General features: G+C 60.8%; 16 protein-coding genes and 1 pseudogene. 4 read left to right on the forward strand and 13 right to left on the reverse strand.

Annotated elements, in window-relative coordinates; genetic code table 11:
* Positions 1-35 precede the first annotated feature (35 nt).
* From J0X19_RS01900 to J0X19_RS01945, 9 genes are all read right to left on the reverse strand, one after another.
* Positions 36-1,121 (reverse strand): Gfo/Idh/MocA family protein, encoded by a 1,086-nt coding sequence (locus J0X19_RS01900; RefSeq protein ID WP_206980182.1) that lies wholly within the window; start codon positions 1,119-1,121, stop codon positions 36-38.
* Entirely contained in the window at positions 1,114-2,355 is a 1,242-nt protein-coding gene (locus tag J0X19_RS01905) for an ABC transporter substrate-binding protein (RefSeq protein ID WP_206980184.1), read from the reverse strand. The genes J0X19_RS01900 and J0X19_RS01905 overlap by 8 nt, the downstream gene beginning before the upstream one ends.
* Positions 2,345-4,789: a CaiB/BaiF CoA transferase family protein gene (locus tag J0X19_RS24725; RefSeq protein WP_242581827.1), complete on the reverse strand. Its 2,445-nt coding sequence runs from the start codon at positions 4,787-4,789 to the stop codon at positions 2,345-2,347. Before J0X19_RS24725 ends, J0X19_RS01905 begins: the two co-directional genes overlap by 11 nt.
* 153 nt (positions 4,790-4,942) lie before the next feature.
* Positions 4,943-6,103 (reverse strand): ABC transporter substrate-binding protein, encoded by a 1,161-nt coding sequence (locus J0X19_RS01920; RefSeq protein WP_206980187.1) that lies wholly within the window; start codon positions 6,101-6,103, stop codon positions 4,943-4,945.
* A 167-nt stretch (positions 6,104-6,270) separates the two neighbouring features.
* The gene (locus tag J0X19_RS01925; RefSeq protein ID WP_317194726.1) at positions 6,271-9,588 is read right to left on the reverse strand and encodes a glycoside hydrolase family 2 TIM barrel-domain containing protein; all 3,318 of its coding nucleotides are present in this window, start codon (positions 9,586-9,588) and stop codon (positions 6,271-6,273) included.
* A gap of 224 nt (positions 9,589-9,812) precedes the next feature.
* Positions 9,813-12,236: a beta-galactosidase GalB gene (gene galB / locus J0X19_RS01930; protein WP_206980191.1), complete on the reverse strand. Its 2,424-nt coding sequence runs from the start codon at positions 12,234-12,236 to the stop codon at positions 9,813-9,815.
* Positions 12,237-12,402: 166 nt separating this feature from the next.
* A complete protein-coding gene (locus J0X19_RS01935) occupies positions 12,403-13,545 on the reverse strand; it encodes a glycoside hydrolase family protein (RefSeq protein ID WP_206980192.1) in 1,143 nt (380 codons plus the stop codon).
* 131 nt (positions 13,546-13,676) lie between these two features.
* A complete protein-coding gene (locus tag J0X19_RS01940) occupies positions 13,677-16,496 on the reverse strand; it encodes a family 78 glycoside hydrolase catalytic domain (protein WP_206980201.1) in 2,820 nt (939 codons plus the stop codon).
* A gap of 518 nt (positions 16,497-17,014) precedes the next feature.
* Positions 17,015-17,407, reverse strand: coding sequence for a hypothetical protein (locus J0X19_RS01945; protein WP_206980203.1), 393 nt, complete (start codon positions 17,405-17,407; stop codon positions 17,015-17,017).
* A gap of 233 nt (positions 17,408-17,640) precedes the next feature.
* On the opposite strand from J0X19_RS01945, the gene J0X19_RS01950 reads away from it, so the two are divergent.
* Entirely contained in the window at positions 17,641-18,366 is a 726-nt protein-coding gene (locus tag J0X19_RS01950; RefSeq protein ID WP_206980206.1) for a class I SAM-dependent methyltransferase, read from the forward strand.
* Positions 18,367-18,474: 108 nt separating this feature from the next.
* Positions 18,475-18,924: an acyl-CoA thioesterase gene (locus tag J0X19_RS01955; RefSeq protein ID WP_206980209.1), complete on the forward strand. Its 450-nt coding sequence runs from the start codon at positions 18,475-18,477 to the stop codon at positions 18,922-18,924.
* 74 nt (positions 18,925-18,998) lie between these two features.
* On the opposite strand, the gene J0X19_RS01960 is transcribed toward J0X19_RS01955, so the two are convergent.
* A complete protein-coding gene (locus J0X19_RS01960; RefSeq protein ID WP_206980211.1) occupies positions 18,999-19,547 on the reverse strand; it encodes a DinB family protein in 549 nt (182 codons plus the stop codon).
* A gap of 142 nt (positions 19,548-19,689) precedes the next feature.
* On the opposite strand from J0X19_RS01960, the gene J0X19_RS01965 reads away from it, so the two are divergent.
* Together J0X19_RS01965 and J0X19_RS01970 are read left to right on the forward strand one after the other, a co-directional pair.
* Positions 19,690-21,138, forward strand: coding sequence for a hypothetical protein (locus J0X19_RS01965; RefSeq protein WP_206980213.1), 1,449 nt, complete (start codon positions 19,690-19,692; stop codon positions 21,136-21,138).
* A gap of 199 nt (positions 21,139-21,337) precedes the next feature.
* Positions 21,338-22,738 (forward strand): hypothetical protein, encoded by a 1,401-nt coding sequence (locus J0X19_RS01970; protein ID WP_206980215.1) that lies wholly within the window; start codon positions 21,338-21,340, stop codon positions 22,736-22,738.
* 147 nt (positions 22,739-22,885) lie between these two features.
* Here J0X19_RS01970 and J0X19_RS01975 read toward each other — a convergent pair whose 3' ends face one another.
* From J0X19_RS01975 to J0X19_RS01985, 3 genes and pseudogenes are all read right to left on the reverse strand, one after another.
* The gene (locus J0X19_RS01975) at positions 22,886-23,869 is read right to left on the reverse strand and encodes a pyruvate dehydrogenase complex E1 component subunit beta (RefSeq protein WP_022822783.1); all 984 of its coding nucleotides are present in this window, start codon (positions 23,867-23,869) and stop codon (positions 22,886-22,888) included.
* Positions 23,870-23,970: 101 nt separating this feature from the next.
* Positions 23,971-24,396, reverse strand: coding sequence for a hypothetical protein (locus J0X19_RS01980; RefSeq protein WP_206980217.1), 426 nt, complete (start codon positions 24,394-24,396; stop codon positions 23,971-23,973).
* 2 nt (positions 24,397-24,398) lie between these two features.
* A pseudogene (locus tag J0X19_RS01985) lies at positions 24,399-24,632 on the reverse strand (TPR end-of-group domain-containing protein); the annotation flags it as partial.
* Position 24,633 lies beyond the last annotated feature (1 nt).

Raw genomic sequence — 24,633 nt, forward strand, 5'->3', positions numbered from 1 at the left:
GCGGCGGCGGCGCCTCGTCTGGCTCCCCCTCTCCCCTAGGAGAGGGGGCCGGGGGGTGAGGCCCCGTCACTCGACGCGTAGGCGGCTTCCACTACGGCCATGGTGTTGATAACGTCTTCCACGCTAGTAGGCAAGGTGCTGATTTCGCCGTTTTTGTATTGCATCAGGGTGCCCATTGTGCCCATAAACGCATCGGGGAACCAGGAGCCTTCCAGGTCCACAGTGTGCCAGGTGGGTTGCTCCCCGTCGCGCAGCAGGCAATACTCGAACTTGTCGGGGACGCCGTGGGGGTAGTTCATCAGCAGGCCCATGCGGGCTTTGATGGCGCCTTTCGTGCCTTCCCATTTGATGAAGCTCTCCTGGTTTTCGGGGCCGAAGGCGTGGTCGTGGTTGGTGTTGATGACGGCGTGCAGCGTGTCGCCGTAGTCGAACAGGATGGTGGAGCGCGACGACGACAGCGCCTTGGCCGGGTGCTTCAGCGTCTTGGCCAGCACACTGTTCGGGTCGCCGAGGAAGCTGCGAATCAGGTCGATGTAGTGGATGCTGTGGTACTGGATTTCCAGGCGCGGGTGCACCATTACGTGCGGAAACAGCTCCCACGGCGTTTCCAGCGTCACGCGCACTTCCATATCGTACAGCTCGCCAATGAGGCCCTGTTGAATCATCTCGCGGGCGGCGCTTACATAGGGGGCAAACCGCAGCTGGCAATTGATGGCGGCCGTCAGGTTTTTGCGGCGGCACACCGCCAGTATTTCCTGGCTCTGCCAGAAATAGTCGCCCATCGGCTTCTGAATCAGCACCCCGCAGCCATCAGGCAGCTGGTTGAGCGTTTCCACAAACTGCTCGGGCATGATGGTGATGTCGTAGACGGCGTTGGCGGGCGCGTGGGCCACGGCGTCGGCCACCGAATCGTAGACGTGCGGAATGCCCCAGGTGGCGGCCAGCTTCTCGGCCCGGGCGCGGGTGCGGTTGGTGATGCCCACCACCTCAAAACCCGCCTTGCGGTAGGCCGGCAAGTGCGCATCGCCCACAATGCCGCCCGCGCCCACAATGATGATGGGCAACGGTTGCTGGGGCAGCACCGGCAGGTAGGGAATGGGCGTGTCCTGAATTTTAAACATGGTCGAGTAGAGTGAGTTGGCGTTGGCCCTCGGCAAGCAGTTCCGCCACGGGCGTATCGGAATGGATGGCCCGCAGCACCACCTCATCAAGGATGGCGGCAATGGCGGCCCAATTCGCTTTCTGCGGCAAGCTGTTGGCTTGCTGATGCAGCATTTCCAGCTTGTGGTAGTAGGGCACCAAGGCGTTGATTTCCGCATCGTGCCACGTAGAAATGCGGCAGCCGATTCCGCCTTCCAGCGTCAGCAGCTTGTCGTTGGGGGCACTGACAGCGAAGCGGATGAAGTCGTAGGCTACGTCCTTGTGGCGGCTGCCGGCCCCGATGGCGTACAGCCAGTACACATTCAGGGAAGTAGACTGCCCGCCCGCGCCCCGCGGAATGGCGGTGATATCCACCTTGCCGCGCACCGGGCAGGCAGCGTCCACGTCGCAGACGGCCGCAAACCCGAACCAGTTGATGGTCATGGCCGCCTCGCCCCGCGCAAACGCCTGCCCCGCCGCCACCGATTCGTAGCTCCCGGACTGGGGGTGCACGGCCGTGGTGTCGTTGAGCAGCGCGCGGTAGTAGATCAGGCCGTCGATGGCCGCCTGGGAGTTGATGGTCACGCGGCCCGCTTCATCCACGAGCTGGCCGCCGCGGGTCCAGAGGTGCAGGCAGAAATCGAACACCGTGTTGTGCCCGTCGGGGTAGCCGGCCGCCACGAGGCCGTAGAGGTTGTCGGTGGGGCGGTGGAAGAAGCGCGCCACGGTCTGCAACTCCTCCCAGGTTTCGGGCACCCGCAACGGGCGGCCGTGCTGTTGCTGGAAGGCGGCTTGCTCTTGGGGGCTGTCGAACAGGTCTTTGCGGTAAATCAGGCACTCGGGCCCGTCATGAAACGGCAAGCCCACCACCGCGTCGCCGTACTGCTGCATCGTCCGCAACGACGGACTCCAGCCGTGCGGAAAAGCAGCCGGCGGGTTGGCTTCGATGTACGGCGTCAGGTTTTCCAGCGCGCCGCTGCTGTGTGCTTCCAGCAGCCAGTCGGTGTTGATGTGCGCCACGTCCCAGTTGCCGTGCAGCAAGCCCTTGTCGGTCAGTAAGCTGGCGTGTAGCTCGTGCAAATCCATGGGCACCATTTCCACGGCCAGCTGGCAGCCGGAGTGCTGGCAGTAGCTGGCCCATAGCTTCGCCAAGGCACTTTCGAAGGGGCCGAACTTGCGGACCGCAATGCGGAAAGTGGATGGGTTAGACGCCATGGCGGAAGGCAGTTATGTTGGCTATTTCCTGAAGTATGGCCTCGTTGTCTTGTCCCAGCTTGGGTGAACCTTTCGAAGAGGTCAGCAGCTCACCATCGAGCCGGATGGGGCAGCGGGTGGTTTGGTATTGGTAGCCGTCCACCATGCGCACGTCCTGCACCATGTCGAGGGCTTTGAAGCCTTCGTGCGCCATTAACTTGTCCCAGCTCAGCACGTTGGCGCACCAGATGTCGGCGGGTTCCAGGACAGCCAGCCAGGCTTCGGTGGTGTCGGTTCGCAGGTGGTTGGCCAGCGTAGCCTTGATTTCGTCGCGTTGTGCGAAGGCCTGGGCCGGCTCGGGGTAGGCCAGCAGTGCCTCGCAGCTCAGTAGCTTGCCCAGCACCGGAATCGAGCCCATAGCCAGGGCCAGGTAGCCGTTTTGGGTCTGGTAGATGCCGTAGGGCGCGCCGAGGTAGGCGTGGGCGTTGTTGTGCTGGGTGCGCTCAGGCAGCTGGCCGCCGTCGTTGAAGAAGGTGGTGATGGTTTCGAACTGGAAGTCAAACGCCGATTCCAGCATGCTCACCTGCACCAGCCCACCTTCGCCGCTGGTGCTGCGCCGCACCAGGCAGGCCAGCAGGCCCTGCGCCAAATGCGCGCCCGCCAGCATATCCACAATGGATAAGCCCATCGGTACCGGGCCGGCGTCGGCGTTGCCGCTCAGCCACGTTAGGCCCGAAACGGATTGCAGCAGCAGGTCCTGGCCGGGCTTGTCGCGCCAGGGGCCTTCGGGGCCGTAGCCGGATATTTCGCCGTACACCACGTTGGGGTTCAGCGCTTTCACGCTGGCGTAGTCGAAGCCGAGGCGCTCCATCACGCCGGGACGGTAATTGTGCATCACCACATCGGCTTGCCGTACCAACTCGCGCACCTGTTCCCGGTCTAGCTCGTTTTTGAGGTCGGCGGCGAAGCTTTCCTTGTTGCGGTTGATGGCGTGAAACACCGACGACTCGCCATTCATAATAACGTTCGACGTGTACAGGTGCCGGCAGATGTCACCGGTTTCGGGCCGTTCAATCTTGATAACGCGCGCCCCCAAATCGGCAAGTCGTAAGGCCGCGGAAGGGCCGGAGAGGAACTGGCTGAAATCAACGACCAAGTAGTTTTCTAGCGGACGGGGGACCTCACCCCCTAACCCCCTCTCCAAAAGAGAGGGGGGACTAGTTTTTAGCTTTTTAGAGCTAGAATCTAAGTCTAGTTCCCCCTCTCTTTCGGAGAGGGGGCTAGGGGGTGAGGTCCCCGCCTGCGCATCCAGCCGAAACTCCTCCGCAATGGCGCTTGTGTGCTGGCCAGGGCGGGGGGCGGCTTTAGTGGAGTACAGCTTCTCGCCGTCAATGCGGATGGGGCAGCGAGTGGTGGGAAGTTGCTGGCCGGTGGGCAGCTCCACAAACTGCTGCATGCCCAGCGCTTGGTAGCCGGGGCTGGTAGTGGCTTGCTGGTAGTTGAGCACTTCGGCGCACCAGATGCCCTGGGGTTCCAACTCGGTTAGCCAGGTGGCGGTGGGCTTTTCGCGCAGGGCAAAGGCGAGGCGGGCGGCAATATCGTCGCGGCCTTCAAACCAGGAGCTAGCGGTGGGGTAATCGGCTAGGATGCCGCAGTTCAGGGTGGCGTCGAGTTTGTCGAGGTTGCCCATGGCCAGGGCCAGGTAGCCGTCCTGGGTTTGGTAAACGCCGTAGGGGGCGCTCAGGTAGGCGTGGGCGGTGCCGCGGGCAGTGCTGCGCTGGGGGAGCTGGCCGCCGTCGTTGAAGTGGGTGGTCAGCAGCTCGAATTGCATGTCGAGCACCGATTCCAGCAGGCTCACTTCTACCAGCACGCTTTGCTTGGTTTGGTTGCGCTTGAGCAGCGCCGCCAGAATACCCTGCGTGAAATGGGAGCCGCAGATGATGTCGGCCACGGCAATGCCGAAGGGCGTCGGGCCAGCGTCGCGGTTGCCGGAGAGGTAGGTCAGACCCGAGAGCGACTGGATGAGTAGGTCCTGGCCCGGCTTGGCGGCCCAGGGGCCGGTGGGGCCGTAGCCGGTTACCACGCCGTACACAATGCGCGGGTTCAGGGCGCGCACCGCGTCGTAATCCAGCCCGATTTTCTCCATGATGCCCGGCCGGAAGTTGTGGGTCATCACGTCGGCCTGGGCCAGGAGTTGCTTCACGCACGCCAGGTCGGCGGGGTTCTTGAGGTCGGCGGCGTAGGATTCTTTGTTGCGGTTGATGGTGTGGAATACCAGGCTGCTGCCATCAACAAATAGGTTCTTGATGGCAATCTGCCGGCCCGCTTCACCCGAGCCCGGCCGCTCAATCTTGATGACGCGCGCCCCTAAATCGGCCAGCCGCAAGCCCGCCGACGGCCCCGCCAGAAACTGACAAAACTCGATTACTAAAAGACCGGATAGAGGAAGGGACATGGTGGGTAGGGTTTGTTCTGGCGGGGGACCTCACCCCCTAGCCCCCTCTCCGAAAGAGAGGGGGAACTAGCTTTCTAGTTTCTAAATCTAGAATCTAAGTCTAGTTCCCCTCTCCTTTCCGGAGAGGGGCTAGGGGTGAGGCACCCCGTTAGGCTAGGCCATTGCTCTGGATTTCAAATACAAGGTGTTCAATTCCTGCAATAAGGCCTTTTCGTCGCCGCCGGTCATCAGGTACTGGCGCACTGGCTCGCCGGCGTGGTCCTGGAAGAACATGTGGCCGTGGTAGCGGGGGCGCAGGAAAGCGCGCTGCAAAGCGGGTAGCGTAGCCGCGAAGTAGTGGCTGCTCTGTTGATTGACGTGCTCGTCCTGCCAGGCGGTGAGGTGGCCGGGCTGGCCGCCGTTGTCGAAATACAGGGTTTGCTGGCAGGCGGGCGAGGCCACGAATTCGGCGTAGCGGACGGCGGTTTCCACTTGGGTGCACTTGGCGGAAATAGCTAGGCCGGTGCCGCCGAGCGTGCTGCGCAGGCGGGTGCCACCGGGCGTGAGAGCCACCATATCGTGGAAGTGCAGCAGGCGGCGGGCGTAGCCGCGGCGAGCGTAGTTGGAGTAACCGTAGGCGAAGGGGCAGTAGGCCAGCGTGTCGGTCTGGGTCATGGCCTCGTACACCTGAATGGGGTTGCGGTGAAAGCAGGCCGGGTCTACCTTGCTGGCGAGTTGGCGGAACAGCTGGAGCGCCTGCACGCCCACCACTTCGCTCACTACCTCGTCTTCGCGCTGGCAGGGGTCTTCGCCCAGCGAGCAGCAGAACATGTAGAAGCTCATCAGCGTGTCGATGGGGATGAGCGAGAAGGCCACCAGGCCGCGGTCGGCCAGGGCCAGCAGGTCGGCGAAGGTTTCGGGGAAGGCCAGGCCGTGCTGGGCCATCAGGTCGGGGCGGCTGGCGGCTACGGGCGTGGCCGCGTCGATGGGCAAAGCCCACTGATGGCCGTTGAAACTGTAGCTTTCGAAGGAATGGCCCACGGTGTTGGCTTGCTGGTCGGCCAGAAATTCGGCTGGCAGGTGTTCATCCAAAGGCAGGATAGAGCCGGTGCGGGCCGCGAAACCGGCCCACGGATGGTCAATCACCAGCAAGTCAAACCGCTCGGCCAGCTGCTGAATCGACTCGTCGGCAAACTGCTGTAACGAGCGTTTCTCCCAGCTGATGCTCACGTGCGGGTTCAGCTCCGAAAAGCGTTGCGCAGTAGCCGCCATCGGCACGAAGCCGCGGCTGTGGTTCCAGGTAATTCCTTTTAAGTGAATGGGTTCAGTTGGCATTGGTAGTAAACTTCTATTTAGAAAGTGTCATGCAGAGCGCAGCCGTGGGACCTCACCCCCGGCCCCTCTCCTCGGGGAGAGGGGTGCCAGACGACATTCGAATGATTCGTTAGAACGCACCCCTCTCCCCGAGAAGAGGGGCCAGGGGTGAGGTCTGACGGTCTGATTTACTGAGTATTGCGTTTCGCTTGACTGTTGAATCGGATGGTGCGGGCCAGCGCGGAGGCGTCTTTCCTGCCGACGGTGGGCAGCAGGTAGAAGCTGTAGCTATAGGGCTTGGCAGGCAGTTGGTACTTGTCGATGGGGGCGGCTTGGGCGTCCCAACTGGTGTTGCCCCCGACGCCCATTTGGGCCAGGTCGATGTTGAGGGTGACGAAACCGGCGTCCTGGAGCTTGTTGGTGTGGCGGGCTTTCTGGATGTTCTGCTCGGTGTGGGGCCAGGCGCTCATGCTCAGCAGGCTGTCGGCCACTACCAGCAGGCCGGTGTTTTGCTTGTCGGCGAGGTGCATCCAGCGCACGTCGGTGCGGTTGGCGTACTCCATGGGCACCACGTAGGAATCGGCAAACTCGCTGAGTGGCTGGCTGTAGATGCCCGCGTCGAAGCCGTAGCGCCGGTCGATGTAGTTTTCCAGGGGCCCACGGCCGTAGAAACTGATGTTGTCGTAGGCGCGCTTGATGCCGACCTGCATGCCCACCCGCGGAATGTTGGGCAGACCGGCGGCGGGCGTGAGGGCGTAATCTACTTTCAAAGTGCCGTCGCCGTTCACGGTGTACGCCACGCGCATCGTGGTTTTGCCGTCGATGAGCGAGTAGGTGCTGGTGAGGCTCGGCTGGCTGGGGTTCGACTTATCGAGGGTCAGGTTTTGCAGCTTGGGTTCCGTGGCAAACCACTCCTTGAGCTTCTTGTCGGCCTTCCAGCCGCGCCGGTCGTTGTCGGTGAGGGGGCGGGTGAAGTGGGGCAGCAGCGGGGTGGCTAGCTGCTCGGTGCCGCGGTGGCGGTAGGAGGTCAGCGCGCCGGTGGTCTTGTCGATGGTCACCTGGAAATCCTTGCCGCTCAACGTGTAGGCGGCGGCTTCGTCGCGCACCGCTACGACTGGGTACTTGGCGATTTTGATTTGCGGCTGGGCCAAACCGCTCAGGGCGAACTGGTTGCTGGCTACCTCGTGGTCTTTCGGAGCCCAGTTGGTGGCCTCGGGCAAAGTGAAGGAAATCGTGGCCAGATACTCGGCGCCGGCCTTCATCTTCGGCAGGTAGGGCTTGAGGTTGAGGACAGTGTCGCGGCCGGCGGCCAGCCGCAGCCGGGGCAGCTGCTTGGTGCTCACCACCCGGCCATCTTCACGCACCACCAGCGCCGCCGCGTAGTCAACGGCCGACTTCATGGCGTGCCGGTTCTCGACTTTCATCAAGCTTCTGCCGGCATCAGTCAGCGTGCATTCCAGGGGCTGATACACCCGCTTGCACTCGTAAATGGCGGCGTGGGGCTTGCCATCCGAAGCCACAATGCCCTTGATGGTGAAGTCGTCGTAGTATTTCTCCTGAAAGTCGCCGCCGTAGGCGTAGAAGGTGGTGCCGGTGGAGTCGCGCTTCTGCAAGCCTTGGTCCTTGAACTCCCAGATGCAGCCGCCAATCACGCGCTTGGTGGCCCGCCAGCCGTCCCAGAACTCCTTCATGTTGCCGGTGGCGTTGCCCATTGAGTGGGCGTATTCGCAGAAGAAAATGGGCCGGTTGTCGCCGTTTTGCTGGTTGGCCAGCAGTTCGCCCGTGAACAAGCCGGGGTACATGCGGCTCACCATGTCCACGTAGGCCTGGTCGCGGGGCGTTTGGATGCGGTAGGCGTGGTTTTTGGGGTAGGCGGGGTCGTTGGGGTCGATGTAGCCTTCCACGTGCGGGTCGCCCATGGCGGGCTCGTAGTGGATGGGCCGGGTGATGTCGAAATCGTGCAGCCAGGCCGCCATGGCCGCGTGGTTCGGTCCGCGCCCCGACTCGTTGCCGAGGCTCCAGAAGATGATGCTGGGGTGGTTTTTGTCGCGCAGGGCCATGCGCATGCTGCGTTCCTGATAGGCGGCCGTCCAGGCTGGGTCGTTGCTGAGTTTAGAGCCCAAGCCGTGCGTTTCCAGGTTGGCTTCATCGATTACTAGGATGCCATACTCGTCGCAGAGGTCGTAGAAATACGGGTCGTTGGGGTAGTGGCTGGTGCGGATGCAGTTGAAATTGAACTGCTTCAGCGTGCGTACATCGTCCCGAATATCCTCTCGCGACACGGCCATGCCCTTAGTGGGGTGGTGGTCGTGGCGGTTGACGCCGTAGAGGTAGGTTTGCTTGCCGTTAATCAACAGCTTGCCGTTGTCCTTGGAAAACTCGATGCTGCGGAAGCCCACTTTGCAGCTCTTAGCTTCCAGTACCGCGCCGGTTTTGTCGGTGAGCGTGAGCACCAGCGTATAGAGGTTGGGCGCCTCGTCGCTCCACTTCAACGGGTTGCGCACGGTGGTTTCCAGCAACCCGAACTTGGCGTTGTCGAGGCGCGGGTAGGGCTCGTTGATGATGCTTTCGGCGGTGCGCTGCAAGGGTTTTTCTAATACTGCCTTGCCAGTTTTATCGTAGAGCTGGGCCGCTACCTGGTAGCCGCTCAGGTCGTTGTTGCCGGTCAGGTTTTCCAGGCGCGGCCGGATACTCAGCACCGCGTCCTTGTACTGTTTGTCGAGCCTGGCTTGCCAATGGAAATCGGCCAGGCGCATTTTCGGCTCAGCTAGTAGCAGCACTTCCCGGTAGATGCCGCTGAGGCGCCAGTGGTCCTGGTCTTCCAGGTACGAGCCATCCGACCAGCGAATTACCTGCACCGACACCACGTTTTCGCCGGCTTGCAGGTAGGGCGTCACGTTGAACTCGGAGGGCAAACAGCTGTCTTCGCCGTAGCCAAGAAACTTGCCATTCACCCACACCTTAAACGCCGAGCTAACGCCGCCAAAGTGCAAGGTCACGTTCTGATTTTGCCAGCCGGCGGGCACCGTGAAGGTGCGCTGGTAAGAGCCCACGCCGTTGTAGTCCTGCGGCACGAAAGGCGGATTCACGGGCCGAAACGGGTACTTGGCGCTTTTGTAAATCGGCAAATCGTAGCCGTTCATCTCCCAGTTGGCAGGCACGGCCAGTTGCTTCCAGCCATTCACGCGGCTTTTGTAAAAGTCCTTGGGCGCATCAGCGGGTTTGATGGCGAAGCTGAAGTCCCAGTTGCCGTTCAAATTCAGCAGGCGCGGCGTCTTAGTCCGGTCACCAAGCAAAGCGTCTTTCTCGGTGGGGAAGGAGTAGGCCGTAGCCCGCGTCCGGTCCCGGTTCAGCTCCGTGATTTGCGGAATTTCCCAGGCGTCGCCCTCGGGGCCCGCGTATATTTTGGGCGGGTTGGAAACGCCGGGAAAGAAGTACACGCTGGCTTCCTGGGCGTGGAGCAACGTGGGAAACAGCAGCAGAAACGCCCAGACGAGGGGCCTCACGGGACCCCTCCGGGGCTGGCCCCCTCTCCTCAACGAAGAGGGGGAGCCACAGTGGCGGACCTCATCCCCCGGCCCCCTCTCCTCGGGGAGAGGGGGAGCCTGACGGCGCGGGGTAGTGGTATTATTTTCTATAGGAAAGCTCATCTATTTTTTCTTTTTCAATTCTGAATTCGTTAGGCTCCCCCTCTCCCTGAGGAGAGGGGGCCGGGAGGTGAGGTGCCCTACTACCGGCTCGTCAGGGTCACGGTAGCCGGTGCCAGCCCCTCCGCCGTGGCTTGGATGGTAATGGTGCCGCCTTTTTCGGTGGTTTGGATGATGGCCAGGCACATGCCGTTGTAGGCTTTGCGGGAGTCGGCTTTGAAGGGTTCGAGGCTGGCCTGATAGCCGTTGTCCACGCCCGCCACCGAGCCGGGGCCGCTGACGGCGAACTTTACCAGGTTGGCGGCGTCGGGCACCAGGTTGCCGGCGGCATCCAGCACCCGCACCGTCAGGAAGGAAAGGTCTTTGCCATCGGCTTGCAGCTTGGTGCGGTCGGCGGTCAGCTCGATTTTGGCGGCGGGGCCGGCGGTGCTGATGGTGCGTGTTAGTACGGTTTGGCCGGCTTTGCGCGACACGGCTTGGAGCGTGCCGGGGGCGTAGGGCACACGCCACAGTACGTGCAGGTCGTTGGGGACTTTCTCTTTGGTGCCGAGCGACTTACCGTTCAAGAACAGCTCCACTTCATCGGCTTGGTTGTAGTAGGCCCACACGTCCACGGTTTGGCCGGGGCGCCAGTTCCAGTGGGGCAGCAGGTGCAGCACAGGCTGGGTGGTCCACTCGCTCTGGTAGAGGTAGTAAGCGTCCTTGGGGAAGCCAGCCAGGTCGATAACCCCGAAATAGGAGCTGCGGGCCGGCCAGGGGTAGGGCAGCGGCTCGCCGAGGTAGTCGAAGCCGCTCCACACGAAGGTGCCGGTGAGGTGCGGGTTCTGCTTGAGGGCGCCCCAGGCGGCCTCGTGGGTGGCGCCCCAGTAGGGCCGGGCGTTGTCGTAGCTGGAAGCCGTGAAGTCGGGGTTGCCGGTGGTGAGCTTGGTTTTGCCATCCAGGGGCCAGACGCGGACACTGTCGGAGGGCAGGTCGTAGTGCCCGCGGGTTTCGAAGGCGGCGGCGGTTTCGGTGGCCAGGAAGATTTGGCCGGGAAAACGCTGGGGCAGCTTGGGGTATTCCGCGTGCTTGTAGTTGAAGCTCAGCACGTCGAGCACGCCGGCCTGACTGATAAAGTTCTTGTCGGGCTCCTGCTCCGTGAGGGCCGACGTGACGGGGCGGGTGGAGTCGAGGCGTTTCACAATGCCCGTCAGCTCCTTGGCTAGGCGCGTGCCGGTGCTGTCGAACTGCTCCCGGATTTCGTTGCCGATGCTCCAGATAAAGATGCTCGGGTGGTTCCGGTCGCGGAGCACCAGGTCTTCCAGGTCGCGGCGGTGCCACTGCGGGAAGTCGAGGTGGTAGTCTTTGCCGTTCTTCTTTTTCTGCCACATGTCAAAGGCCTCATCCATAACCAGAAAGCCCATCCGGTCGCACAGGTCGAGCAGTTCGGGCGCGGGCGGGTTGTGCGACATCCGGATGGCGTTGCAGCCCATAGCCCGCAGGATTTCCAGTTGCCGCTCGGCAGCCCGCACGTTGAAAGCCGCCCCCAGCGCCCCCAAATCGTGGTGCTGATTGACACCCTGAATGCGCAGCACTTGCCCGTTCAGCAAAAAGCCCTGCGGCCCGAATACGGCCGTACGCACGCCCAGCGGCGTTTCGTAAGTGTCCACCACTTTTTTGCCGCGCCGAACGGTGGTTTTCACCCGGTACAGGTAGGGCTGCGTCACCGACCAAAGATGCGGATTCGACAGATGGAGCTTTTGCGGAACAGTAGTAACAGAATCATGCAGCTGCACGGTGGTTGGTAGGTCGCGGGTCACTTCCTTACCCTGCGCATCCAGTAGTACTGTCTCCAAAGTCACCTGTTGGGTTGTGCCCGTGGTGTTGCGCAATTGGGTTTGCACGGCCACCGTGGCAGCGGCGGCGCTAATCTGCGGCGTCGTCACGAAGGTGCCCCAGTGGTCTACGGCTACGGCGTTGGTAGTGACCAGCCGCACGTTGCGGTAGATGCCCGAGCCGGAGTACCAGCGCGAGTTTGGCTGCGCCGAGTTATCGACGCGCACGGCCAGCACGTTGGGCTGCCCGGCGGGGCGCAGGTGGGGCGTCAGGTCGTAGCGGAAGGAAATATAGCCGTTGGGGCGGTGCCCCAGCAGGTGGCCATTCACCCACACGTCGCTGTGCTGGTACACCCCATCAAACTCGATGTAGACGCGCTTGTCCTTGGTAGCGGGCAGCGTGAACGTTTTGCGGTACCAGCCGATACCGGTGGGCAGGCCGCCGCCTTCGGGCTTGGCGGGGTTCTTCTCATCGAATTTGCCCTCGATGCTCCAATCGTGCGGCAAGGTCAGCTGCCGCCAGCTGGCATCGTTGAAGGCCGCTTCTTTGGCCTGCGCCTCGTCGCCGAGCAAGAACTTCCAGCCCTTGTTGAACTCCGCTACCACCCGCCCGGCTGGCCGCGGCTTGGCGTCGGCCGCTGGCCGGGTACCGAGCAATAACAGCAGCAGAAGGAAGGGGAGGAAACGGGGCATGGTGGTCGTTCTTGCGGTGGGCCTCACCCCCCGGCCCCCTCTCCTAGGGGAGAGGGGGAGCCACGGCGGCGCGGGTACTGGCTTTTAATTGAAATCTTCGTTCTAATCGTCAGGCTCCCCCTCTCCCCTAGGAGAGGGGGCCGGGGGGTGAGGCCCCTCGTCTGCGCTACTTCGCTTCTTTCGGTTTCTTCACGGGTGGAGCGATGAACGTGAGCTTGCTTTTGCCCAGGTCCTTGGAAGTGGCCACGGCAATGCCGCGCTGATCGGGCTTGTTTACGGCGCAGTAATAGTGATACACCACGCCTTTGTGCTTCACCACGAACGACTTATGGGCGAACAGCTCGTCGTATGGTTCGGAGGGCTCTATGAGGTTGGCGCCGGTCCAGTCGGTCCAGGTTTGCAGGTCGTAGGAGCAGGCGAAGCGGTTCACGGCGCCCGATACGCCGGGGTAGAAGGCGCCGAAATAGAACATTATATACAGGCCCTTGTCCACTTGGTCCAATTGCTGGATGTAGGCGTCGCCGGTGATGCCTTTGTGGTGGTTGAGCACCGGGTTGCGCAGGTAGCGGCTCCAGTTCTTCATGTCGTCCGACACGGCCATGCCGATGCGCTCCGCGCCCCGCTTGGTGTCCAGCGAGTCGCCGTTGGCATTGTAGTACATCACGAAAGGGTGGCCGGTGCGCTTGCTCTTGTCCCAGATGACGGAGCTTTTGTAGATGGTGTGGTTTTCCCACCAGCGCACGTCCTTGTCGTCGGGGCGCAGCACGGGCTGGGGCAGGCGCTGCCACTGGTGCACGGTGGTCGGGTCCTGGTCGGTGTAGGCCATGCCAATGGAGAGCAGCCCCTTCTCGTAGCCCCGCGACTTGCCCCCGAAATACGACATCCAGTATTTGCCCTGGTAGGGCTGCCACTCGTAGCTGCCGCCCCATTTATAGTCCTGGAGGGCCACGTAGCCGGCTTTCTGGTTGGTGTCCCAGTCGGTGGTGTCGGTGAAGGCCATGATTTTGCCTCTGGTTTCCCACTTCAGCAGGTCCTTGCTTTGCGCCAGCCAGGTTTCGTAGCCGCGCCCATCGTAGATGATGTAGGTCATCCACCACTGCCCGTTTTTGCGAAATACGCTCGGGCAGTCCATCTTCTTCTTGTTGTCGTCCGTCACCAGCACCAGCCCGTACTTGTGCGGGGTTTTCACTTCCTCGTACACCTTCTGCATCACGGCGGCCGGCACCTCTTTGGGCCTGCCGGATTGCGCCTGGGCGTATGTCTGGCTGAGGCAGGCAAGCAGCAAGTAGCAGGCGGATTTTAGTTTCATGCGAGAAGTGAAAGCAAGATTGAAGTCGGGTAAATAAGGTTGTCATGCTGAGCTTGTCGAAGCATCTCTACCGCCAAAGTAAATCATATAGTATTGTGGTAGAGATGCTTCGACAAGCTCAGCATGACGTTCTATTCTAGCTGTTGAGTAACCGTGAAATGATAAGTCCCCGAACCCGTTTGGATGCGGGCTTTGCCGTTTTCAATGCTCAGCAACTTAAGCTCTGGGTAGCGTGCCAGCGGCTGCTTGCCTTCCAGAATGGTTGAGGCAGCCGTGGCCGGTAGGTAGATGGTAGCCGTGGTGTTGGCTGGGATGGTGGTCGTCAGCTCGAAGCTAGTAGCGGTTTTTTTCCACTCGCTGGCAATCAAGCCGTAGGGCGAGGTATGGCTGGCTTTGGCGCTGGCCACGTCTCCCACCGGCTCGGGTCGAACGTCAATCTTGTTGAACGCCACGGCTTCCTTAGCGGGCCGAATACCCGCCAGTGCCCCATAAAACCATTCCTGCAAGTGGCCCAGCATCAAGTGGTTGTTGGATACCGTGGGCAGTGCCGCCCACGATTCGGTGAGGGCCGTGGCGCCCTGGGTTAGCTGGTAGCCGTAGCCGGGCACGTCGGTGCGGTTGTTCATGGCGAAGACAACGTCGGAGCGGCCGGCGTCTTCCAGCACGCGCAGCAGGTAGCGGTACCCAATGTCGCCGGCCGTGAGGGCGTTGTTGCGGCTGCGGATATCCTGCACAATGTTCTCCACTACGGCGGCCTTGTGGGCGGGCTCTACGAGGCCCATGTACACGGCCATGGCGTTGGCGGCCTGGCTGCCGGTGGCGTACTGCTTGGTGCTGGGGTTGAAGAATTTCTGGTTGAACGCCGTCCGGACTTCAGCCGCCAGCTGCTCATACGCAGCGGCCTCTTGGGGCTTGCCGAGCAGGCGCGCTACTTCACTCAGAATGGTGAGGTCGTAGTAGTAGGTGGCGGTGCCGGTTACGCCCATGGGCGTCTGCTGCGAGGTGCCCGGCGGCTTGGGGCCCAGGTCGTACCAGTCGCCGAGGCCCTGGCTGAGGATGTGGCCCTGGGCCTTGGTGCCGAGGTAGGCGACGTAGCGCTGCATCATGGGGTAACTGCTTTCGAGTACCTGCTGGTCGCCGTACCATTGGTACACGTACCAGGGCAAGATGATGCTGGCGCTGCCCCACTCTGGCGAATCGCGGAACATGTCGCCGCCCCATTCAAACTTCACGTACTCGGGCGCAATTTCCGGTACCAGCCCGTTGGGTAGCTGCGAGGCCTGCATGTCGGCAATGGTTTTGCGGCAGAGCGTGGCAATATCGTAGCGGTAGCGGATGGAGGCGCCCATCAGGTGGGTTTCCTCCAGCCAGCCCAACTTCTCGCGGTGCGGACAGTCGGTAAATACGCTGGCCAGGTTGCTCTTAATCGACCAGTCAATCAGGGTGTTGGTGCGGTTGAACAGGTCGTTGGAACACGCAAAATCCCCCACAAACGGTGCGGCGTTGCGGGTGTGCAGGCTGGTGAGATTGAGTACCACCGGCCGATTGGTGGGGTTGGCCTGGCCCTGCGGTACGCCGCCTTCCAGCTGGGCGTACCGGAAACCATAGTAGCTGAAGCGGGGCCGCCAGGTTTCCACGCCGCTGCCGCGCAGCACGTAGGTGAAGTAGTAAGGCCGGCCGCTGTTCTTCTGGTTCACGGTGCCATCGGGAGCCAGCAGCTCGGCCGGCGTGATGCGCACCGTGTCGCCGGCGCGGCCCTGCACTTGCAGCTCGATGATGCCCGAGGCGTTTTGCCCGAAGTCGTACACCCACTTGCCGGGCTGAGCCGGCGTGATTGTCTGGCTGGCGAAGGTTTCGTGCACCTTCAGCGGCTCGGACATTTGCGCGTTCAGCTCGGTAGGGCCACTCGTCAGCACTACTGGTTTCCAGGCGGTATCGTTGAAGCGCGGGGCATCCCAGCCGGGCTGTTCCAGGCTGGCGTTGTAGTCCTCGCCGCCGTAAATACTGCTGAAAGTGACCGGGCCCGCGGTGGTTTTCCAACTGGCGTCACTCACTACACTTTCCGAGGTGCCGTCCCGGTAATCAAGCACCACGCGGCACAGCAGCTTGGGGTAGCCGAAAGAGGATTTGAGCTTGCGGAAGCGGTTTTTCACCGGCGGCACGTAGTAGAAGCCGTTGCCCAGCAGTACACCTACCGTGTTGGTGCCCTTGCGCAGCTGCTCGGTTACGTCGAAGGTTACGTACTGGGCCTGTTTGTCGAACTTAGTCCAGGCCGGGTCGAGGAAGTGGTTGCCGACTTTCTGCCCGTTCAGGTGCAGCTCAAACTGGCCCAGCCCGCATACATACGCCGTAGCGCGTTGTAGCTTCCTGGGCACCGTGAAATCCTTGCGCAACAGGGGCAACACGTTGTTGCCGAGGTAGTCGTCCTTTTTGCCGTCCACGGGCAGCACGTTCACCCGCTCGGCGGGCAGTTCCTCGTAGGCTATCCACTTCGCCCCCTGCCAATCAGCGGCCGAGAGCAAGCCCATCTGCCAGCGGGCCGGCTGGCTCCACGTGGAGGCGTGGCCGTGGTTGTCCCAGGTCATCACCTTCCAATAGTAAGGTTTGGTGGCCTGCAAAGTCGGGCCGGCGTAGGGCACCTGAATGGAAGCGCCGGACGTTACTTTCTGCGAATCCCAGATGGTGCCAACGTTCTTGGCGAGGCTCTTCTCGCTGTCGGCTACCAGAATACGATAGGCCGTTTGGGTGGTGTTGCGCTGCTCAGAAGTCAGCTGCCAGCTAAGCGTGGGCTTCTGGGTTTGGACACCCAGCGGCTGCGCTTGGTACGCGCACTTCAGGTTGGTTACCGCTAGCCGTTGGGCGTTGGCCGGCTGGTAATGCGTTGCGAGTATAGCCGCAACTATCGATACTGCGAGGCTCTTGCTAAAACGTAGAAAACAACTGATTTGCATTGCTTTACGTTTCGTGGGAGTGGGTGGGAAGTGGTAGTTGGCGGGCGTAAGTAAGCGGCGAATAGCTGGAACTAGTTGAGGAATAGCAGAGCGATAAGGCAAGTAAGTAGTGGTATCTGCAAATTTAGAGTTCCTGTTAGCGTGGCTGTCCTTCTCTTTGGCATGTTGTTGTAGGATGTTAGCATAGCCGCCAAAACCCGAGAAACCCGCACCTGCCGCAAGGAAAGCCAGTTTCCGGCCCCTGCACAACCACTTTTAGCGTACCCCGAAATTCCGGCGCATTGGGTTGCTGCATTTCCCGCGCCACCAACTCGCAGCGCCCAGCCATAATGCTGCGCAAGCTGCCGTCATGCACTGGCCGCTTCCGTAGGAGCTTATGCTAATATCTTACAGAAGCTGGTGCAAGATGGTAGTCTGCAACGCAGGTTAGATACTGCCGCCGGGCCCTGCTAACGCACCGAGGCCGACCCCATACGCTAGGGTCGGCCTCAGTAAGTAGTCAGGAGTTGAGCGGCAGGCTAATGCACGATGCGCAGCTCGTATTCCGGCTCTGCCTCAGAAGAATCGGCGGTGCGGAACGCGCCCACGCGGCTGGGGCCGTAGCCCAGGTTCACTTTCACCCATTCGTCGCGCACGGGCAGCATTGCAATAATTTCGCGGCGCAGCAGCGTCAGGTCGTCGCGCAGGTTAAGCAGCTCGTTGTGCACCTCATCGGGGTGCTGCTCGAAGCTGCCGGTGGGTGGGCGCTGCTCGAAAGAATCGGCCGATGCTTTTTCGTCGGCTTCCTGCACGGGTAAGTTGGAAACCTGCACTTCGGCGCGTTGCAGCTCCTTTTCAGCGGCGAGGTAAGACGCTATTTTGTCTTCGAGCGGTTGCAGGCTGGGGTTGAGGTAGTCGAGGTTGCTGGACATAAGGGCAGAGCGAAAAGGATGTGGTCTGTAACCCACAACGCAGCCCAGCCGTGGAAGGATACATGCGGTGAAATGGTGAGGTGGTGAAATGGTGAGTTTGACGTTTCGGTTGCGCCACTTGCGCAGCCTTGCACTTTCAGAACATCAAACTCACCACTTCACCACCTCACCATTTCACCGTCCGTACCTTGCGCCGCCGACGCGGTGTTGGCCTTTCCGTTTGTATTTCGCTTATGTCAGTTTCCCACCCCGACCCCTTGGGTCATGCTTTGCTTGATTACCAGCAGGGCCGGCTTGATGCCACCATTACCGTTTCCAGCAACGTGGCCGAAGAAGAGCCGCTGCCGGCCAGCTACTTTTTCCGCAGCTTGTGGGAGATGCCCGAGCTGGAGCGCGAGGCCCTGGAAGAGTGCCGCGGCTACGTGCTCGACTTAGGCGGTGGCGCCGGGTGCCACGCGCTGGAGTTGCAGCAGCGGGGCTTCCAGGTGAAGTCCATCGACGTATCGGAAGGAGCGGTGCGGGTGATGCAGGCCCGTGGTGTGCGGGAAGTAGCCCTGCACAACATCTTCGAGGTGAAGCCCGAGGCTGGCAAGTACGACACGCTGCTCATGCTCATGAACGGCTTGGGGCTGGTGGGTACGCTGGAAGGCCTAGAGAAATTTCTGGCGTACGCCAAAACCCTGCTGGCCCCCGGCGGCCAGATTCTGGCTACCTCCTCCGACATCAGCTACCTCTACGAAGACGAGGACGGGGCCCTGGTGTTCGACCTGAACGGCCCGTACTACGGCGAGGTGGAATACACCATGAGCTACGGCACCCAAACCGGCCACGTATTTCACTGGCTGTTTGCCGACGCCAGCATCCTACAGGACTACGCCGAGCAAGCCGGCTACGAGGTGGAGTTCTTGGGCGAAGACGAGCAGCAACAGTACTTGGTGCGGCTGACATTTAAGGGTTGATTGTTGAATGGCTGCATTGCTTAATAGTTGGCTCGTGTACTGCCATCCACTATTTAACAATGCAGCCATTCAACAATTAACAATTCAACAATCATCATATAATTTAACATGGCCTACGAAAAGACCTTCACCGCCCGCTGGGCCGACATGGACCCCAACCGCCACATGCGCCACTCCGCCTACACCGACTACGCCGCGCAGGTGCGCCTGGAGTTTCTGGCCGACCGGGGCTACCCCATGCAGGAGTTTGCCCGCCTCAACATCGGCCCGATTCTGTTCCGCGAAGACACCCGGTTTCTCAAGGAAATTGGCCTGAGCGAAACCATCCGCGTGACGGCCGAGCTGGGTGGCGTGAACGAAGACGGCTCCCGTTGGCGCATTATCCACACCATCTACAAAGCCGATGGGCAGGAAGCCGCCGTGGTAGCCGTAGACGGTGCCTGGCTGGATTTGAGCAAGCGCAAACTCACCATCCCACCCGCCGAACTCACGGCGGCCTTCAACGACATCACGCGCCACACCAGCTACGCCGACATCATCCGGGAGCGGAAAGAGTAACTGAGTAGCGGAGTAACGGAGTAATCGTTCTGGTTGCCTAGCTGCACTGTTAGAACAATTACTCCGTTACTCCGCTACTCAGTTACTCCTCGTAGGGTTTTTGCAATCCGGTTGAGTTGGCGCTGGTGGTGCAGGATGTGGTCGAGCATGAAATCCAGCGTTTGATAGATGGTGAGCATGCCGGACCGGGGGTGCTTGAAGATGGCGCGGTTCAGCAAATTGCCGGGGTACTCGTTGAGGATTTGCTCCAGGCTGCGGCGCACCGATTCCCATTCGTGCCGCAACTCGGGTAGCGGCGGCATCTGCTCGGGCGTAAGGGCTTTGAGCTTGGGCGGAGCCTTGAATTTGATGCCCGGCAACCGTAGCAATACCCGCAGCAGCATCGATTTCAGCTTGTGAGGCAGGCCGGCTTTCTGCAATTCCTCGGTGCTCCGCAGCTTTTTGTCGATGTAGTGGTTGATGCCCGTTTCGGATATCAGCAGGTGATGCACCACCTGGGCTGCCGACCACTGCCCCGCGCCCGGTGACTGATGCGCCCGGTTGCCCAACGCTTCAGCGCTCTGCAACAAGTGGTTGGTGGCCCGTTCGAGCTGCTCGAAGCGGAGGTGCAAACGATGATTCATGGAGAGAAGTGGCGGTGGGAGAGAAGCGGCGTAGCTTTGGGTGAAAGGTACGTAGAATACCAGCCTATGGTCGGGCTGAGGGCCGGAGCCTGACGTAGGGTTCTGGTGCCTAGTTTGTTCTTTGGTTCACAAGCCGCTCTGAATGCCCAATCATTCCACTTCCCATCCTCAGCTGACTCCGCCCGTTGCTCGCTCGGCGCAGGGGCAGCGCACCCTGGCCCGGCCGTGGCCGGTATGGATGCGGGCCTTGGTGGTGCTGGGGTTATATGGCGGGTACTTTCTGCTGGGCGGCGGCTTGCAGGGTGAGCGGATGCCTTATGACGCCGGGCATTATTGGGAATTGGCCGTGGGGTTTCAGAGGCAGCACCAGTCGTTTTCGTTGCTCAACTTCCACGATCCTACCCGTGGCTACCTGGCGGCGTTGCTTCAGTTTCCGGCCCTGGTGGTGCGTTTCCTTACCCATTGCTCGATGCCCACCGCCGCCAAAGTGGCGGGTACCGGCTGGGCCACATTGCTTTTCGCCTTCCTGATTCCGGAGCTGTGGCGCAGTGTAAGCGGCCGGCAAGTGAGCGGTGGCCGGTGGCTGCTGCTGGTGCTGCTGGCCTTCAGCTTCTGGCGCGACTTTTTCAGCTTTACCACCACCGACATGCCCGCGCTGGCCCTGCTGCTACTGGCGTTGTGGGCCGTAAGCCGGGCCGGTATAGGCTGGTGGCTGGTGGCCGGGCTAAGTTTGGCCGCCTCCCTGAACAGCCGCCCTATGTATCTGGCGGCCGTATTGCCTGCGTTGCTGCTAGCTGGTTGGTACAGCAAACAGCATAGAGAAATAACTTGGGTGCGGTGGCTGGCAGTGGGGCTGGGTGTTGGGGTGGCATTGGCTCCGCAGCTGGCCATCAACCGCCTGCATTTCAACAGCAACAGCCCGTTGGTATTGGCGCGCGTATCCAGCCAGCAAACCACGCCGCTCTACCTCAAACAGCTCACGTGGGGTACCCGCGTGCTGCGCTATGATACCAACCTGCACCAGCGCCTCATCTACGCCGATTCAGCCGGCTTGGCAGTCCTGCATCAGGAAGGAGTCAGGGAATACACTTCATACGGCCAGTTCCTGCGCATTGCCCTGCACCACCCATTCAACTACGGCTGGCGGTACGTGCGGCACCTCTTCAACGGCCTCGACGTGTGGCAGCCCGCGCCGTACCCGCTACAGGAATATAGTCCGGCCCGGTTCTGGGTGCAACTGCTCAACTACACTGCGTTAGGGGTGGGCCTGAGTGTATTGCTGCTGGCACGCCCGGCACGCTGGCTGAGTTGGCCACGCGCCTGGGTGCTGCTGGCGCTGCTATTGCCCTGCCTGATTGCCATTCCTACGGCTATGGAAACGCGCTTTCTGCTGCCGCTGCATTTGCTGCTGCTGGCCGGAGCTGCTTTCCGATTCAGCCCCCGTCAGACGCTGATGCGTTGGCGCCTGCCCTGGCAACGATTAGCTATTGTAACGGTGGCCGGACTGTGGCTGAGCGGCTGCTTCTGGCTATCAAACACCACTGCCCGCACCTTACAGCCCGACCGAGGCAAGACCCTGGTTGACGACTAGGAAAACTAGCTGAGCAGATCATAGAATAAGAACGTGTCATGCCGACCGGCGGGAGGAATCTGGGTTGGAATGCGTAATAAATTTCACTCAGATTCCTCCCGCCGGTCGGCATGACAAAGCTTGTGTTTATAGCTCTCGATAGTCCTACTACCTTCATTTGCTTACCAAGCCGTGCAGCTTCTATCAAAACGTTTTCTCCTTGCTTCAATCTAGTTCACCGCGCCTGGCTGGCCACTCCCTGCGCGCCTACTGGCCGATGACGCTGTTGATTCTGGTGGTGTATCTCGTGTACCTGCCATTTTCAGGCTACGCCAAGATGTACTATGACGCGCTGGATTACTGGTTTATTTCCATCTACTTCCACCACAAGGGCAGTATTTCCCTACTGAACTACCACAACAGCCTGCGGGGCTACCTGCTGCCGTTACTGCTGTTCCCATTCCGCATTATCCAGTTCTACACCGACGTGCCGCCCATCGTATTCGGGCGCATACTCGGGGCCGCGTCGGCGGCGCTGGGGTTCGGCTGGCTGGGCCCGGCGCTTTGGCAGGTGGTAAGGGGTTGCTCTGAGCCCTTGGCCTGGCCGCGCCGGCTGGCTTTTGCGGCGCTGGGTTTCGCCCTGTGGCGCGACTATTTCAACTTCACCCTTTCCGATTTCCCGGCGCTGTGGGCGCTGGGGTTGGGGGTGCTGCTGCTGCATCGGTTCCGGGGGCTGGGCTGGACGGTAGTGGCCGGAATGTGCATGGCCGCCGCCTACAACATCCGCCCCAGCTACCTGATTGCCGCGCCGTTTTTTCTGGGAGTTCAGCTGCTGACTTCCTACAGTAACGCCCGGCAGCGGCTCATGGGTGCGGCGGCGCTGGCCTTGGGTGTGGCGCTGGTGCTGGCTCCACAGTGGGCCATCAACCGCCGCCAGTTCGGGCAGAATACGCCTATGGTATTGTCGTATATTAAGGTGTTGAAAACCAATAACCTCTACCGCGAAAAAATGAAGTGGGGCCTGCTGCACCAGAAGCTGGAAACCACCCTCGACCGTAGCTACTCCGACCCGATGATGATCTTCCGCGACGTGGCCGGCGAGCAGCTGATCCGCGACGAGCACATCACCTGGTTTGATTCCTACGCCGACTATTTCCGGCTGGTGCTGCGCCACCCGTTTCTTTTCAGCAAGATGTACGCCCAGCGCCTTTTCAACGGCCTCGATGTACAGTATCCCACACCTTATATCCGCCAAATCTATGTTTCCACGCTGGGGCTGGCCTGGCTGAACTATACGGTGTGGTTCGGGGCCCTGCTGGTAATGGGGCGCGCCCGGTTCCGGCGCTGGCCGCTACGGCAGTGGCTGGTGCTGGCCGTGCTGCTGGTGCCCTGCCTGCCCATGCTACCCATGAGCATGGAATGCCGCTTTCTGCTGCCGCTACACCTGCTGCTCTACGCCACGCTTTGCTTCGGCTGGCCCACTCAGTGGCGCCCCAGAAACATCAGCCGCCGCCAACTGCTGATTGTGGCCACTGCATACCTCGTGTTTGTGGCGCTGTGCTTCTATGCTTCGGCGGCGGCGCAAGCCACATTGGAATTTGGGCCCCGCGCTTTGTGGTAGTGCGTCTGTATTCCTCTTAAAAACATATATGAACAATCATGCCTCAACAAGCTCAGCATGACTGTTCTCTGCGGCGTAGTAACCCACAAAAAACACCCCGCCGGCATCTGCCGACGGGGTGTTTTGATGATCTATAGAATCCGTGATTTAGGCTTTCTGATAGGTTACTTCCTTCACGGCCTGTACGGTGCGGGCAACGTTCGGCAGCGAGGCTTCGATGAGGGTAGGAGCGTAGGGCAGCGGCACGTCCATGCAGGTCACGCGCACTACGGGCGCATCCATGTAGTCGAAGGCGCGGCGCTGCACGATGTAGGCCAGCTCCGAGCTGATGCTGGCCAGTGGCCAGGCTTCTTCTACTACCACCATGCGGTTGGTTTTTTTCACCGAAGCCACCAGCGTATCGTAGTCGATTGGGCGTACTGAGCGCAGGTCGATAACCTCGGCTTCGATACCGTCTTTGGCCAGCTCGTCGGCGGCGGCCAACGCCACTTTCATCATCTTGCCGAAGCTCACCAGCGTTACCGACTTGCCTTCGCGCACCACGTTGGCTTTGCCGATTTCCAGCAGGTACTCTTCCTCGGGCACCTCGCCCTTGTCGCCGTACATCTGCTCCGACTCCATAAAAATCACTGGGTCTGGGTCGCGGATGGCGGCTTTCAGCAAGCCTTTGGCATCATACGGGTTACTTGGAACCACCACTTTCAGGCCGGGCGTGTTGGCGTACCAGTTCTCGAAGTTCTGCGAGTGCTGGCTGGAAAGCATACCGGCGCTGCCGGTTGGCCCGCGGAACACGATGGGGCAGGAGTACTGCCCGCCCGACATCGAATAAATCTTGGCGGCCGAGTTGATAACCTGGTCGATAGCCACCAACGAGAAGTTGAAGGTCATGAACTCGATAACCGGAATCAGGCCGTTGATGGCCGCGCCCACGCCGATACCGGCAAAACCCAGCTCGGCAATCGGGGTGTCAATCACACGCTCCGGGCCGAATTCGTCGAGCATGCCCTGGCTTACTTTGTAGGCCCCGTTGTACTCGGCTACTTCTTCGCCCATCAGAAACACGCGTGGGTCGCGCCGCATTTCTTCGGACAGCGCTTCACGCAGGGCTTCCCGGAATTGAATGGTCCGCATAGATGTTGATTAGCAGAAAATCGAAAAGTGAAAACAGCAAAAACCGGCTCGGGCCGGCGCGTAAAGCTACAACGGCAAGCCGGGTTGGGCAAGCTGGTTCGTTATTCAAGTTGCAGCCGCACAGTATCGGCGTTGACTTTGATGCCCCATTCGCTCTGGAACACTAGCTGCAAATCGTAATCTGTTGGAGGGCTCCTGTCCTCCCATAGATTGTCAAAATCGGCTCGTTCTTCAGGTGGCGTGCGGCAAATATCCCGTAGGCAGTCATCTTCACTAGTTGGATAGTCTGGGTCCCGCGCCTTTACTTGCATGTAGCTGACTCCCTCAAATAGCAGGTGTAAAGCTTGCACAGAGGCATTTTTTGCCCATTCGCCCGACGATTTTTGCCAAGAAAGAATTAGTCTGGCTTCTGCTGGTACATAAGTAAGCTGGCTGAAATCGTAGTCGTTATGCAAGTCGGCATAGCCACCATTAGGCCACTCTAAATCGATGTAATTGCCTCCAATTGCAAAGTTGACAAGTTCCATATCTATTGCTTCAGCACTTCTACAAACGTCTTGGTGCGGGCCATGTCCATGAACTCCAGGTCCTCAACGGCACGTTGGGCGAACTTGCGGTCCAGCTGCACGGCGCGGCGCAGGTTTTCGCCCATGCGGGCTTCATCTTTCTGGCGGGCGGCCACTACGGCCAGGCAGTAGTAGGCCAGCGGGTCGTTGGGCTGGAGGGTGAGGGCCTCCTGGTAGATGCCGGCGGCTCCGTCGTAG

The organism is Hymenobacter telluris (assembly GCF_017313265.1).
GTDB lineage: Bacteria > Bacteroidota > Bacteroidia > Cytophagales > Hymenobacteraceae > Hymenobacter > Hymenobacter telluris.

What these genes read in the sequence shown, in the direction of transcription:
- J0X19_RS01900 (WP_206980182.1), bottom strand. Translation starts at nt 1,121, where the DNA reads ATGTTTAAAATTCAGGACACGCCCATTCCCTACCTGCCGGTGCTGCCC.
- J0X19_RS01975 (WP_022822783.1), bottom strand. Translation starts at nt 23,869, where the DNA reads ATGCGGACCATTCAATTCCGGGAAGCCCTGCGTGAAGCGCTGTCCGAA.
- J0X19_RS01950 (WP_206980206.1), top strand. Translation starts at nt 17,641, where the DNA reads ATGTCAGTTTCCCACCCCGACCCCTTGGGTCATGCTTTGCTTGATTAC.
- galB (WP_206980191.1), bottom strand. Translation starts at nt 12,236, where the DNA reads ATGCCCCGTTTCCTCCCCTTCCTTCTGCTGCTGTTATTGCTCGGTACC.
- J0X19_RS01955 (WP_206980209.1), top strand. Translation starts at nt 18,475, where the DNA reads ATGGCCTACGAAAAGACCTTCACCGCCCGCTGGGCCGACATGGACCCC.
- J0X19_RS01965 (WP_206980213.1), top strand. Translation starts at nt 19,690, where the DNA reads ATGCCCAATCATTCCACTTCCCATCCTCAGCTGACTCCGCCCGTTGCT.
- J0X19_RS01920 (WP_206980187.1), bottom strand. Translation starts at nt 6,103, where the DNA reads ATGCCAACTGAACCCATTCACTTAAAAGGAATTACCTGGAACCACAGC.
- J0X19_RS01940 (WP_206980201.1), bottom strand. Translation starts at nt 16,496, where the DNA reads ATGCAAATCAGTTGTTTTCTACGTTTTAGCAAGAGCCTCGCAGTATCG.
- J0X19_RS01945 (WP_206980203.1), bottom strand. Translation starts at nt 17,407, where the DNA reads ATGTCCAGCAACCTCGACTACCTCAACCCCAGCCTGCAACCGCTCGAA.
- J0X19_RS01935 (WP_206980192.1), bottom strand. Translation starts at nt 13,545, where the DNA reads ATGAAACTAAAATCCGCCTGCTACTTGCTGCTTGCCTGCCTCAGCCAG.
- J0X19_RS01905 (WP_206980184.1), bottom strand. Translation starts at nt 2,355, where the DNA reads ATGGCGTCTAACCCATCCACTTTCCGCATTGCGGTCCGCAAGTTCGGC.
- J0X19_RS01960 (WP_206980211.1), bottom strand. Translation starts at nt 19,547, where the DNA reads ATGAATCATCGTTTGCACCTCCGCTTCGAGCAGCTCGAACGGGCCACC.
- J0X19_RS01980 (WP_206980217.1), bottom strand. Translation starts at nt 24,396, where the DNA reads ATGGAACTTGTCAACTTTGCAATTGGAGGCAATTACATCGATTTAGAG.
- J0X19_RS24725 (WP_242581827.1), bottom strand. Translation starts at nt 4,789, where the DNA reads ATGTCCCTTCCTCTATCCGGTCTTTTAGTAATCGAGTTTTGTCAGTTT.